Here is a 13,847-nt window from a genome sequence, read left to right as displayed (position 1 = left end):
GCCGCCGGACACCCGGTCCTGAGCCGACCCTGAGCCGGCTCTGAGGCTCGTCCGGAAGCTGGTTTCCATCGGCAAAGACGTTCGACGGAGGCAGGCATGAACAGCACCAAGCGTTTCCTCACCGCTCTCGGCATCTCGGTGGCGGTCGTCGCACCCGGCGTCGCGGCGACCGGCACGGCCGCGCAGGCCGACATCACCTTTCCCCCGGCGTGCGGTGAGGTGCGGGACACCACGGCCACGGCCAGCGCGCCGGGCTTCGAGGTCAAGCTGTGCGGGGTGACCGATGTGGACCAGCTCCGGGTGGACCTGATCGGCAACGGCAACACGCACTGCGGGCCGGCCACGGTCTACAACACGCTCAACTACATCGGCAAGAAGCACAACCTGCCGATCACGATGGGCCCGAACGGCACCCCGATGAACCAGACGAACCCGGCCTCCGCAGCCGGCTTCGACGCCACCACCGCATGGCTGGGCTGGCTGGGCCTGGCCGCCGGGCAGGGCTGGGACGGCGGCAGCACCTCGATGTACGGCAACCGGAAGTCCTTCGACGAGGCGACGGCGAAGGCCAGGGCCGCCGGTCACCAGTTCGCCCGGGGCCAGATCGACACGGCCGACACCCCGGAGTTCGGGCACGAGCTGGCCAAGAAGCTGAGCTACGCGCCGGTGCAGATGGTGTTCGGCCGGTACTCGATGACGAACACCAACGCCTGGAAGCGCACCGGCGGGCACTTCGTGACGGTCGTGCAGGCGAAGGGCTCGATCGGCACCGGCAAGGTCGAGCTGCTCGTCCACGACCCGGCCGCCGCGCCCGACCACGGCACCACCGGCTACCTGGAGACTCAGTCGCCGTACCGGCTGGAGACCATCACCCTGGAGCGCAAGACCGTCCTGGTGACCGGCACGGACGCCGAGGGCGACATCATCTTCGCGTACCGGACGGTGTGGGAGCTGACCGGACCGAGCTACGGCGGCACCAAGTTCGTCGAGGCTCTGAACTGGTACGCGTACCTTCCGCCGGTCGGCTAGCCGGCAGAGCACGGTCACGGTCACAGCGGCTCCCCGGCCCGCCCCGGGGAGCCGCTGTTTTCACGGGTTTTACCCCTGAATGGGCATATTATGGGGGCTGGGGGTAACCGTGTGGTCCCGGACCGCGTCCATCGTGCTGGCGTCGTGGCTCGCTCTGCTGGCGATCGTGTACTACGCGGCGGAGCCGGCCCGCCGAACCCTGTGGGTGGTGATCGGCTTCAGCGCGGCCGCGGCGGTGGTGATCGCCGTGCGCAGGTACCGGCCGGAACGCCCTGTCCTCTGGTGGATGCTCGCCGCCGGGATGGCACTGTTCGTCGCGGCTGACCTCGCGACTCCCCTGCTGGGCAGGCAGTGGCGGTCGCAGGGGGCCGAGTCGCTGTTCATCGACGCCTTCTACATCGGGGTACTGATCTGCCTCGGCGCCGCACTGTCCGGCTTCGCGCACTACTCGGCGGGGTGGGGCCGCGCGAGCCTGCTCGACGGGCTGGCGCTGTTGTCGGCGGCCGGCCTGATCTCCTGGACGATGCTGATCGTTCCCCGGCTGGCCAGCCCCCTCGGCGAGGGCCTGAACACGATCGAGCAGATCGCGCTCGCCGCCTACCCGCTCGGCGACCTGTTCCTGCTGGCACTCGTCGTCCGGCTCGTCGTCGGGGCCAGGTGGACGGTGCCCGTCGTCCTGATCGGGCTCGGCGGCCTGTCGTTCTTCACCGCCAACGCCTACTACCAGGGCACCGCGACCCTCGGCAGCTGGGAACCGGGCCACCTGGTCGACCTCGGCTGGTTCGGCTTCCTGCTCGCCTGGGGGCTGGCCGCGCTGCACCCGGGCATGGTGGAGCTGACCCGCCCGGGGCTGGCCCGCTCGGCCGAACTCACCCAGCAGCGGCTGCTGCTCCTCGCGGTCTGCGGGCTGGTCCCGCCGCTCCTGCTGATCACGACGGACCTCTTCGCCGAACACCACGTCCGGGACCGGGTGACCATTCCCGCCGCGCTGGCACTGATCGTGATCCTCAGCCTGATCATGGCCCGGCTGCTGGGCGCGTTCCAGCTCAACCGGCGGGCCCTGCGGCGGGAGCGGAGCCTGCGGGAGGCCGGGGCGCGCTTCGTGGCCGCGACCAGCGAGGCCGAGGCGACCCGTGCTGCCGAGGCCGCCGTGGCCAGCCTGCTGCCCAGAACCCCGCATGAGGTCACACTCGGCCCGGGTAACGGCGAGCCCGCCGCCTTCGCCACGACCGTCCGAAGTGGAGTGCTGCTGGTCGCAGCGGCCGACGAGCCGGCCCTCACAGAGCTGAAACCCTCTTTGGATGTACTGGCCTCACAGGCCGCGATGGCCCTCTCCCGGATCGGCCTCACAGCCGAGGTCAACCGGCGCAACAGCGAGGCGTACTTCCGGACCCTGGTACACAACGCGACGGACGTCATCCTGATCCTCGACGACCACGGGCGCATCCGGTACGGCAGCCCGTCGGCGGCCGTCATGTTCGGTACCGGCTTCGCCCCCGGCGCCGACTTCCTCGGCCAGCTGAGCGACGGCGACCAGCCCGAGCTGGCCCGCTGGCTCCGCGAACCGGCCGACCACGCCAGCGAACCGGCGGCGGAGCACCGGACGTCGTGGACGGTGCTGGGCGCTGGCGGTACACAGATCGAGGTGGAGGCATCCGGCCGTGACCTGCGCTCCGACCCCACCGTCGGCGGCCTGGTCCTGACCCTGCACGACGTGACCGAACGCCGCCAGCTCGAACGCGAGCTGACCCACCGCGCCTTCCACGACCCGCTCACCGGCCTGGCCAACCGGGCGCTGTTCGCCGAGCGGGTGAGCGAGGCGCTGGCCGAGTCCCGGCTGACCGGCAGCCTGTCCGGCGTCATCCTCATCGACCTCGACGACTTCAAGCTGGTCAACGACACGCTCGGCCATCCGGCTGGCGACGAGCTGCTGATCCAGGTCGCCGGGCGGCTCCGCGAGATCCTCCGGCCGTCGGACATGGCAGCCCGCATCGGCGGCGACGAGTTCGCCATCCTCATCACCGGCGTGCAGGACTCCGCCGTCATCGAGAGCGTCGCCAGCCGGGTGGTGCTGGCGATGACAGTGCCGGCCCAGATCGGCGACCACCTGGTCGGCGCGGGCGTCAGCGCCGGCGTCGCGAGCAGCGCGCTGGCCACCGGTACCGAGGAACTGATCGCCAACGCCGACCTCGCCCTCTACGCCGCGAAGGCCGACGGCAAGGGCAGCTGGCACCTGTTCCGCCCAGAGCTGCACAGCGCCGTCACCGAGCGCATGAACCTCCGCAGCGAACTGGAACGGGCCATCGCCGCCGGGGAGTTCAGCGTCCGGTACCAGCCGATCGTGCAGCTCGGCGCGGCCGAAGCGCCACCGGCCGGGCTGGAGGCGCTGGTCCGCTGGGAGCATCCGGTACGCGGCACGCTGCGCCCCGGCGAGTTCATCTCCGTCGCGGAGGAGACCGGCCTGATCGTGCCGATCGGCACGCAGGTCATGCGGCGGGCCATCGCGGCGGCGGCCGGCTGGCCACGCCTGCGGCCGGGTGGGAAACGCCCGTACGTCGCGATCAACGTCTCCGCCCGCCAGTTCCGCACACCCGGCCTGGTCCGGAGCATCCACGCCGAGCTGGACCACGCCGGCCTGTCCCCCACCTGCCTGATGCTGGAGATCACAGAGAGCCTGCTGCTGCACGAGGACGAACGGGTCTGGACGGAGCTGGCCGGGCTGCGCGCGGCCGGCGTCCGCGTCGCCATCGACGACTTCGGCACCGGCTACTCCTCCCTGAGCTACCTCCGGCAGACCGCCGTGGACCTCGTCAAGATCGACCGCTCGTTCATCGCGGGCCTCGACAGGTCCGCCCCGCAGCGCGCCCTCGTCGACGGCATCATCCGCATCGCCCACACCCTCGGCCTCGCCGTCGTCGCCGAGGGCATCGAGACCACGGCCGAACGCAGCATCCTCACAGCCCTGCACTGCGACTACGGCCAGGGCTACCTGTTCTCCCCGCCGATGACCCAGGCGGAAACCACGGAGTGGCTGACCCGCTGATCACCTATCGTCGGCCGGGTGCGATGGACACTGCTGGACGAGTACACGATGGGTGAGCCTGACCGGGTGGTCGCGAGGTGCCTTGAGATCGACGGGCTGTTCGCGGACCTGCCAGCGGCACCGGCCGACCGGTTCACGCTGCTGGGCTGTGTCCCTTCCGGACCACTGGCCGACGTGCTGGAGGGGAACGGCGATCCCTGGCTGGGCAACATCACGTTCGAGGGCGAGCCGTGGTCCGAGGACCTCAGGGACGTGACGGTGCTCGGCCACCGGGCTTCGACGTTGGCACGGGGCGCTGTGGACATCGACGTAACGGGCCGAGAGCTGTCACAGGCGCTGAGCCCAAGGCCGGATTCCTGGCAGCTCTCCGACATGTCGGGCAACCCCATGGGCACGTGCTCTGGACTGGCTGGCATCCCGGTCCCGCCGCCGGCCATTCCGGTGACCCTGCTGGGCTGCCAGCTCGACCTGCCAGGCAAGTCCCTGGATGCCTCGATCCTCAGCGTGACGGACGACGGGCGGGAGGTCGCGGTGGGGCGCAGCATGCACGGCCGGATCACCAGTACACGCCCATCGCGGCTCGGCCTGGGACTGCTGGACGTCACTCTCGACTGCGGGATGCGGCCGATGCCCGCCCGAGCCCGGGAGATCTGGGAGGGGCGGCGCAGCGGGCCACCGGAGCGCCTGGGTTCCTGGGTTCAGTACGACAGGTTGCTCCGCCACGAATGGCTGGGCGCCGCGCTAAACCATCACCGGTATGACAAACCAGACAATGCCCCAGGTGCGACGTATCAGCTCGACGGGCGGCACGTGACCGACATCGAGGGCTTCTACTGCGCGATCGGCGAGGCGATCAACGGGCCAGGCGGGTACTTCGGCTGGAATCTCGGCGCGCTCGACGACTGCCTGCGCGGGTCGTGGGGCGCCCGGCTGCCGTTCACACTCGTCTGGCACGACTCCGGGACAGCCCGCGCCCACCTGGTGGCGGGCTACGACCGGCTTTGGCTGTCACCGGCCCATACGTTCGAGTACCTGCTGGGAATGCTCCACGACACGGGTGCCGCCGTCGAGCTGCGGTGATGGCGGGAATCCGGCATCCGGGGTGAGAGGGGCAGGTAACGGGCTGGTGGTGGCGGTGAGTCGTGAGGTTCGGCTCTGGTCCGGGGATTGTGACTGCCGGTAGCATCTGCGGGGCATGCCGTCGTGGCCTGCCGTGAATTCGCAAGTGATCGCGGGTCTGAGCAGGGCCGCGAGTCCCGAGAGACGTGGGAGACCGGTTGACCACCGCGGCCAGTAAGACGCAGAACGCCCGCCGCCAGGCCAAGAAGGAAGCCGCAGCCCGTGCTGCCGCTGCCAAGGCCGCCGCTGCGAAGAAGCGCAAGATCGTCAACGCCGGCCTGATCGCGCTGGCCGTGATCGTCGTCATCGGCGGCGTGTACTGGATCGCGAACAGCGGCTCCGGCGACAAGAAGACGGCGCAGGCCGGCGCGAGTGCCACGCCGAGCGGCCCTGCCGCCGACGAGACCGCGAACCTGGACCCGGCGCTCAAGACCAAGCCCGTCGTCACCGCCGGCACGGGCCAGATCAGCAAGCTGACCGTGACCCCGCTGGTCACCGGTACCGGGCCGGAGACCAAGGCCGGCCAGACGATCCGGGTGAACTACGTCGGCGTGACCTTCGCCGACGGCAAGGAGTTCGACGCCTCGTGGAAGCGGGGCGAGCCGTTCGAGTTCCAGGTCGGCGGCGGCCGGGTCATCAAGGGCTGGGACGAGGGCCTGGTCGGCGTGAAGGTCGGCAGCCGGGTGCAGCTCGACATCCCGTCCAACATGGCCTACGGCGACGACGCGAGCAGCGGGCGGCCGGTCGGCACGCTGCGGTTCGTGGTGGACGTGCTGTCCGCGAAGTAGTTCCGCGTACTTTTTCAACGCCGCCGGCTGGGTTCAGCCGGCGGCGTTCGCCGTAGGGTCTGGGCATGATCTCGTGGATGTACGCGTTCGCCGACCGGCCAGCCGGGCGGATCGAAGACAGCATCACGTTCTGGACCCAGGTGACCGGCAGCGAAGTGTCTGCGCGGCGCGGGGACAATCAGGAGTTCGCGACGCTCGTACCCGGTGACGGGGACCCGTTCGCGAAGCTGCAGGCCGTGGGTGACGCCGGCGGGGTGCACCTCGACCTGTGCACGGCGGACACGCTTGGCCTGGTCGAGAAGGCCGTCGGGCTGGGCGCGAGTGTCGTCCAGCATCACGGTACGTGGGCTGTGCTGCGGTCGCCCGCCGGGCAGTTGTTCTGCTCGGTGCCGTGGCATGGCGAGCAGAAGCGGCCGGAGCCGGTGCGGGGTACGCGGCTGGGCCAGGTGTGCGTCGATGTGGCCGCGGAGGACTACGAGGCGGAGATCGCCTTCTGGGCCGGGCTGACGGGGTGGGCTGACCGGGCGGCGCGGCTGCCCGGGTTCCATGTGATCGGGGCGCCGGAGGGCATGCCGTTCCGGTTGCTGGTCCAGCGGCTCGGCGAGCCCCGGCCCGCAGGGGCACACCTCGACCTGTTCTGCGCCGACGTGGCCGCGACGGCCGCGTGGCATGCGGAACTGGGTGCGGCCGTCGTCGAGGAACATCCATTCTGGACGGTCATGCGGGACCCGGCCGGCGGCGTGTACTGCCTGATCACCGGGACCCCGTAACCGCACATTACCCGTCAATACCAGGCAGTCCGGGCGTACACTGCGACTGTGCTGACGGCGGCGTCCCCCGCAGGCCGGCGGGCCAGCTGGCGGCTGTGGCTGCTCGCCGTCGGTGTGCTGGCCCTGACCACGTGGTACCTGATCCCCGGTGGCGGGCTGGCGGCCCGGACCTGGTCGTGCTGGCTGGCCCTGGCCGTCCTGCACGGCTGGACGCTGAGTCTCGTCGTCAGGATCACCCGCCGGACGGCGGTTCCGGGGCACCGCCGGCTGTGGCGGGCCAGCGCGGTGACCCTGGCGCTGTTCCTGCTCGGCGACATGATCCAGCTCCTCTCCCTCGCCACCCGCCCGTTGACGGTGTCCACTGTGACCGGTGTACCGGCGCAGTCCGTGCTGGTGGTGGCGGGCATCGCCATTCTCGTGTCCGGGATGCTCGCGACGCCGCTGGGCCTCACGTCCGAGGGGGAACGGCTCCGGTTCTGGTTCGACGTGGGCACCGTGATGGCCGCCGGGCTGGCCTGGGGGCTGTACCTCCTGGCCGAGCCGCCCTCGGACGTGCGCTCGGCGACCGGGCTGCTCGGACCGCCCGTGCTGTTCCTGATCGAGCTGTTCGCCGTCACGAAACTGGTCTTCAGCCAGGTACCGCTGTTCACGCGGGCGGCAGGCACGCTGCTCGTGGCCTCGGCAGCCGTCGAGACGTCGATCCAGGCGGCAGGCGGCCCCTTCTGGGTGGACAACGACCGGCTGCACCTGCTCCTCGCCGCGACCCTCGTCGCGAGCGCCCTGGCCGCCGCGGGTGCCGAGGTTCAGCTCAGCCAGATGCCGGCAGGCACGGGCCTGCGGGCACGATCGTCGCGGCGGCGGTTCAGCGTGCTGCCATACGCCGCGATCGCCAGCGTGTACGTCGTGCTGGTGCTGACCCTGGCCGGCCACGGCCTGGACCTCCGCGCCTGGGTCGCCGTGGCCGCCGCGTTCTGCTGCACGCTCCTGGTCGTCATCCGCCAGGTCCTGGCCTTCCTGGACAACGAGCGCCTGGTCAGGGAGCTGAGCGCGGAGGTGGGTCACCGGCAGCGGCTGGCGGCGGCTCTGCACCATCAGGCGTACCACGACCGGCTGACCGGGCTGGGCAACCGCGCGCTGTTCGCCGAGCGGCTGGACGAGGCGGCCGGCGACACGGCGGTCGTCATCATCGACCTGGACGACTTCAAGCCGGTCAACGACCGGTTCGGGCACCGGGCGGGCGACGAGCTGCTGATCGCGGTCGCCGGGCGGCTGCGGTCGTGTGTCCGCGACACCGATGTCCTGGCCCGGCTGGGCGGGGACGAGTTCGGGGTGCTGATCACCAGCCCGGACCAGGCCGTGGTCAGGGAGGTCGCCGAGCGGATCGTGACGGCCGTCGCCCGGCCCGTGCGGATCACGGGGCACGACCTGGTGATCGGCGCGAGCGTCGGCGCCGCCATCGACCGTGCGGGCGGGCATGCCGCCGAGGAACTGCTGCACGCCGCGGACTCCGCGATGTACGAAGCGAAGAAGGCCGGGAAGAACTCCGCCCGGGTGGTCGTGCTCGACGTGCCGTCCGGGACGGAGTGACCCGGCAGCAGTTAACGGGCAACCTTTGTGCGAGGGCAACGCGTTCCTTCAGTGATCAACACTGTTGGAGGGAGCGCACTCTTGCGTCCACTGAAACGTCCACATTGGTCAGTCGCGCTGGTCGCGACCGCACTGGCCGCCTCAGCGTTACCTGGCGGCGTGGCCAGCGCCGCGCCCGGCACCACCAGTAACGGCAACCTCGGCAGCGGCAAGGATGCCAGCCGGATCGAGGCGGTCACCCTGATCACTGGCGACCGGGTCATCGTCGCCGGCGAGCACGTCACCGTGCGGATGGCACCCGGCCGCGAACGGGTCGGGTACGTCCTCACGCGCGAGAAGGGCCGCGTGCGGGTCGTGCCCGGCGACGCCCTGGCCGAGGTGCGGGCCGAGCGGCTCGATCCCCGGCTGTTCGACGTCACCACCCTGATCGAGTCCGGCTACACGGACGACCGGCGGGCCGACGTGCCGCTGCTGGTGCCGGCGGGTGCCGGGTTGCGGGCCTCTGGCGGGTACACGAGCCAGAAGGTTCTGAAGAAGGACGCGGCAGGCTTCTGGGCCGGTCGCAGCAAGGCCAGGCTGGCAGCGCCCCAGAAGCTGTGGCTGGACGGCATGCGCAAGCCGCTGCTGGACCGCAGTGTCGCGCAGGTCGGCGCGCCGCAGGCGTGGGCTGCCGGGCATGACGGCACCGGCGTGACGGTGGCGGTGCTCGACACGGGCGTCGACGCCGGGCACCCCGACCTCGCCGGGCGGCTCGCCGCCGTGCAGAACTTCTCGCCGGACCCCGACGCGGACGACACGATCGGGCACGGCACGCACGTCGCGTCGACCATCGCGGGGGCTGGGGCGAAGTACAAGGGTGTGGCGCCCGGGGCGAAGCTCGCGATCGGCAAGGTCTGCTTCCGTTTCGGCTGCCCAGAGTCGGCGATCCTCGCCGGGATGCGCTGGGCGGCGGTCGAGCAGCGGGCCAAGGTGGTCAACATCAGCCTCGGGCTGATGGACTCGCCGGGCGTCGACCCCGTCGAGGAGGCGGTGAACACGCTGTCGGCCGAGACCGGCGCGCTGTTCGTCGTCGCGTCGGGCAACAGCGGCCCGGACAGCGTGTCGTCACCGGCCACCGCCGACGCCGCGCTCGCTGTCGGTGCGGTGGACAGCGCGGACAAGGTCGCGCCCTTCAGCAGCGGCGGGCCGCGCTCCGACGACGGGGCCATCAAGCCCGAGATCTCCGCGCCGGGCGTCGGGATCGTCGCGGCCCGGGCCGCGCGGGCAGAACTCGGGCCGCCGATCGACGAGCGGTACACGAAGATGAGCGGCACATCCATGGCCACACCGCACGTCGCGGGCGCGGCGGCCATCCTCGCCGCCCAGCATCCACAGTGGACCGGACAGCAGATCAAGAACGTGCTGATCGGTACCGCGAAGCCCCTCGACCAGCCCGTGCATGGCGTCGGGGCTGGCCGCCTCGACGTGGCCCGGGCGCACAGTCAGACCGTCCTAGCCACGGCTGGGGCGTTGTCGTTCGGCGTGCAGGAGTTCCCGCACGCCGATGACGAGCTGCTCAAGCGCACGGCCTCGTACCGCAACGACGGGACCGCTCCCGTCACGCTGACCGTGCGCACCGAGGGCACCGGGCCGGACGGCAAGCCCGCGCCGGCCGGAATGTTCACAGTGGACAAGGCGCAGGTCGTCGTACCGGCCGGCGGCACGGCCGAGGTGACCGTCACGGCCGACACGCGCGCCGAGGGGCCGGACGGCTGGTACGCGGGCCGGGTCGTCGCGACGGCCGGTGACCTCGTGCTGACCAACCCGCTGACCGTGCACCGCGAGCGGCGCATGGTCCTGGTCACGGTGCGCACGATCGTGCCGGAAGGCTGGGACGTGCGGTTCGCCTCCCCGTGGCTGACGCCCTACGACGAGACGGCGCGTTTCACGTACACCGTGCTGCCGGACGGCGCGCTCGAGTTCCGCGTGCCGCCGGGCCGCTACGACCTGTGGAGCACCATCATCGGCAACGACGGCCGGTACGGCTTCCTGTCGCAGCCGGTGTTCGACGTGACCGGCTCGACGACCATCGAGATGCAGGGCGGGCAGGCGAAGAGACTCCAGCCGAGCGTCCCGGACTCCGGCGCGAAGCTGTTCGGCGTGACACTCCAGTACGCCATCTTCGGCGGGTCGTACGGCCCGAGCACGCTCACGATCGGCGGCACGACAGACCTCTACTCCCTCCACATCGGGCCACCGCCGCCGCCTGGCCGGATCAAGAGCCTGGTCAGCACCGCCTTCGTCCAGGGCGGAGTGGAGCCGGCGGACAGCCCGTACTTCTACCGGCTGGCCTGGGCCGCCGATCAGCTGCCCACCGGCCTGTCGACGGCGGTGCAGCGCGCCGACCTGGCGACCGTGCGGGTCACGACCCCCGGCTTCGATCCGGGGTACCCGGTCATCGAGTACGAGGCGTTCCCGAACGTACCCGGCCTGCCGAAGCCCTTCTTCATCGGCGAGTCCGGGTTCCTGGCGCCGGCCAGGCCCCGGACCACGCGCACCGAGTACTACCTGGGCCAGGGCATGACGTGGTCCCAGAGCGTCCTGCGGTTCGGCGAGCGGTCCGGCGAGGTCCACTTCAACACGGACACGGCGCTGACCTATCTGCCCGGGCGCAGGTACCAGTACCGGGTCCCCGTGGAGCCGGTGTTCGGGCCGGGTGTCGTCCGCAGCACGATGTGGCGGCAGGGTGACGCGTTCGTGGCCTACAACAACCTGTACAGCGCGGGTGATGGCTGGGTCGCCCGCCGGATCGGCGCGGACGTCACCGCGAAGAACACGCTGTACCGCAACGGCGTCAAGCTCGTCGAGGACACCAACCCGAACGGCATCGGCCTGTACCTCCCCGAGGAGACCTCGTCCGGCTACCGGCTCGTGATGGAGTTCGCCGACCCGACAGCACCCGTCAGCGACCGGATCACGTCCGAGTGGACCTTCCGCTCGGGCACGACGCAGACAGTGGCCCCGGTCCGGGCCATCGCCGTGGAAGCCTCGCCGCGTCTCGACGAGGAGGGCTACGCCCCGGCCGGGAAGATGCTCCGGCTTCCGGTCCGGACGGTGACCGCCGACGGCTCGGTGGCCGGCAAGCCGGTCGTCGAGGTCTCCTTCGACGGCGGCACCACCTGGCAGGCACCGCGCATGATCTGCGACGCCTCCGGCTGGCACGCCCAGATCCAGCACCCGGCCACGGCCGGCGACGTGGCCCTGCGGCTCAGCGCGCAGGGCACCGACGGGTCCTCGGTGAAGAGCACGATCCACAAGGCCTACCGGACCAGGTAGATCCACTGTGTACCGGGAAGCCCGGTCAGCTGGCGGTGCCGGCCGACCGGGCTTCCTCGATCTCGTTGATGTGCTCCTCCGTCCACCGGCGGAGCGCGGCGATCGGGACGGCGAGGCTGCGGCCGAGCGGCGTCAGCTCGTACTCGACGCGCGGCGGGATCGTCGGGTGGATGGTCCTGGTCAGGAAGCCGTCCGCTTCGAGCTGACGGAGCGTCTGGGTGAGCATCTTCTGCGAGACGCCGCCGATCCGCCGGCTCAGGTCCGAGTACCGCATCGTGCCGGTGGCCAGCAGGGCGTCGACGATCAGGATCGTCCACTTGCCGGCGATGTGGTCGAGGACCTGCCGGGTGGGGCACTTGGCGGAGTACACGTCGGCGGGGAGGCCGGAGGACGCGACGATCGTCTGCATGGGACCGAGCGTACCCGGAGGAGAGTAGCGCACTATTAAGTGCCTACTTCCCGATAGAGAGCGACTCCCCAATAGTTAGAGGCATGACGCAGCACATTCTCTCGGTCGCAGAATCCATCCGTACCCGCCGGACAGTCCGGCACTACCGGCAGGACCCCGTACCGGCCGCGCACCTCGACGCGCTGCTCGACCTGGCCAACGAGGCCCCGACCAGCTGGAACCTCCAGGACCGCGCGATCGTCGTGGTGTCCTCGGCGGAGGGACGGGCAGCGCTGACCCTCGCGACCGGCGGCCAGCCCCAGCCCCAGGAGGCCCCGGTGATGCTGGTCTTCGTCGCGGAGCCCGGGTCGTGGCGGCAGGACCACAGCGATGTCCACGAACAGGCGATGCGGCTCGGAGCGTGGAACGCCGAGTTCAGCACGGGCTTCGGCGCGGCGTCCGAGGCGTTCCAGCTGGGGCTGGAGCAGCGGGGCCTGCTGCGCGAGTACGCGGTCAAGGACGCCATGATCGCGGCCAGTTTCGTCATGCTCGCCGCCACGGAGCTCGGCCTGGCCACCTCGCCGATGAACGGCTGGGACGAGGACGCGGTGAAGAAGGCGATCGGCGTCGACGGCCGCGAAGACCTGGCCATCGCGCTGCTGGTGTCGGTCGGGTACGCGGCGGCGGAGCCCCGGCACCCCGGCCGGCGGGACCGGTCGCGCGTCGTCCATCTGGAGCGGTACCGGGGCTGAGTCCCGGGATCCGGTGAATTGGGGTTGCGGGCGCCGGGACGCGGGCGGAATCATCCGGCTGTGAAGATCATCGAACTCGATCCACATGATTCCGCCCAGGCCGGGCCCTGGTACGCGGCGATGCGCGCGGGAGCGGCGGCCGGCCGGGTCAGCCCGCTCGTGACGGGTGAGACGGCGCTGCTGTCCTCGCTGCGGTTCAACGACAGCAACCCGAACATGGACCGGCGCGGGTTCGGGGTGTGGGACAGGGACGTGTGCCTCGGTACCGCGCTGCTCGACCTCCCCCAGCGGAGCAACCCGACCGCCGCAGAACTCGACGTCAACGTCCCACCGCAGTACCGGGGCCGTGGCGTCGGCGGCGCGCTGCTCCGCCACAGCCTCGACGTGGCCGGGTCACAGGGCCGGACGCTGATCACCGGCGAGCTGAACATCCCGGGCAAGCAGGCCATCGAGGACTCCGACGGCGGCCGGTTCCTGCTCCGGCACGGATTCGTGAGCGCCCACACCGAAGAACGGCTGATGCTCGAACTGCCGGCCACGGTCCCCGCGCACGACGTGCCGGACGGCTACTCGACCGTGGCGTGGGTCGGCGTGCCACCAGCCCGGTGGCTGGACTCGTTCGCCGAGATGCAGACGCTCATGGGCCGGGACGTGCCGACCGGCGACCTGGGCCTGGAGCCGCCCGTCCGTACCGGACCCGAAGTCGCCGCCGGGCAGCAGCGGCTCGCCGACCAGGGCTACGGGCTGGTGACGGCGCTCGTCCTGGGGCCAGCTGGCAGCCCGGTCGCGTACTCGATGATGTTCGTGCCCGGCGACGACCCGGCGCACGTCATCCAGGACGACACGTTCGTGCTGCGCGCACACCGCGGGCACGGGCTCGGCACGGTCGCGAAGGCCGCGAACCTGGGGCAGCTCACCGAGCACTTCCCGCAGACCAGGTACGTGCACACGTGGACGGCGGAGGTCAACGACGCGATGCGGACGATCAACGAACGGTTCGGCTTCCGCGCCGTGGAGACGATGCACGCGATGAAGCTCGTCACGGGCTAGCGGCGG

General features: G+C 71.0%; 10 protein-coding genes. 9 read left to right on the top strand and 1 reads right to left on the bottom strand.

Annotated features, from left to right (window positions below; translation table 11 throughout):
• Nucleotides 1-96: 96 nt before the first annotated feature.
• The 7 genes from A3G1_RS0110430 to A3G1_RS0110400 all read left to right on the top strand — a co-directional run bounded on the left by A3G1_RS0110430 (nt 97) and on the right by A3G1_RS0110400 (nt 11,651).
• On the top strand, nt 97-1,029 hold the full coding sequence (locus A3G1_RS0110430; RefSeq protein ID WP_018349419.1) for a hypothetical protein: 933 nt from the start codon (nt 97-99) through the stop codon (nt 1,027-1,029).
• A 109-nt stretch (nt 1,030-1,138) separates the two neighbouring features.
• Entirely contained in the window at nt 1,139-4,072 is a 2,934-nt protein-coding gene (locus tag A3G1_RS0110425; RefSeq protein ID WP_018349418.1) for a putative bifunctional diguanylate cyclase/phosphodiesterase, read from the top strand.
• A gap of 18 nt (nt 4,073-4,090) precedes the next feature.
• Entirely contained in the window at nt 4,091-5,152 is a 1,062-nt protein-coding gene (locus tag A3G1_RS0110420; RefSeq protein ID WP_018349417.1) for a barstar family protein, read from the top strand.
• Nucleotides 5,153-5,349: 197 nt separating this feature from the next.
• A complete protein-coding gene (locus tag A3G1_RS0110415) occupies nt 5,350-5,979 on the top strand; it encodes an FKBP-type peptidyl-prolyl cis-trans isomerase (RefSeq protein WP_018349416.1) in 630 nt (209 codons plus the stop codon).
• 65 nt (nt 5,980-6,044) lie between these two features.
• Nucleotides 6,045-6,749, top strand: coding sequence for a VOC family protein (locus tag A3G1_RS34180; RefSeq protein ID WP_245563473.1), 705 nt, complete (start codon nt 6,045-6,047; stop codon nt 6,747-6,749).
• Between the two features lie 48 nt (nt 6,750-6,797).
• Entirely contained in the window at nt 6,798-8,336 is a 1,539-nt protein-coding gene (locus A3G1_RS34175) for a GGDEF domain-containing protein (RefSeq protein WP_018349414.1), read from the top strand.
• An 81-nt stretch (nt 8,337-8,417) separates the two neighbouring features.
• On the top strand, nt 8,418-11,651 hold the full coding sequence (locus A3G1_RS0110400) for a S8 family serine peptidase (protein ID WP_157641043.1): 3,234 nt from the start codon (nt 8,418-8,420) through the stop codon (nt 11,649-11,651).
• A gap of 25 nt (nt 11,652-11,676) precedes the next feature.
• Here A3G1_RS0110400 and A3G1_RS0110395 read toward each other — a convergent pair whose 3' ends face one another.
• Nucleotides 11,677-12,060, bottom strand: a complete 384-nt coding sequence (locus A3G1_RS0110395) for a winged helix-turn-helix transcriptional regulator (protein WP_018349412.1) — start codon at nt 12,058-12,060, stop codon at nt 11,677-11,679.
• Between the two features lie 83 nt (nt 12,061-12,143).
• Between A3G1_RS0110395 and A3G1_RS0110390 the strand changes: the two genes are divergently transcribed.
• Both A3G1_RS0110390 and A3G1_RS0110385 read left to right on the top strand, forming a co-directional pair.
• On the top strand, nt 12,144-12,791 hold the full coding sequence (locus A3G1_RS0110390; protein WP_018349411.1) for a nitroreductase family protein: 648 nt from the start codon (nt 12,144-12,146) through the stop codon (nt 12,789-12,791).
• Between the two features lie 60 nt (nt 12,792-12,851).
• Complete coding sequence (locus A3G1_RS0110385) at nt 12,852-13,841, top strand: GNAT family N-acetyltransferase (protein ID WP_018349410.1); 990 nt, start codon at nt 12,852-12,854, stop codon at nt 13,839-13,841.
• Nucleotides 13,842-13,847 lie beyond the last annotated feature (6 nt).

The sequence above is a fragment of the Longispora albida DSM 44784 genome, assembly GCF_000379825.1.
Taxonomy (GTDB): Bacteria; Actinomycetota; Actinomycetes; order Mycobacteriales; family Micromonosporaceae; genus Longispora; species Longispora albida.
This window is presented reverse-complemented; position numbering and strand designations above follow the sequence as displayed.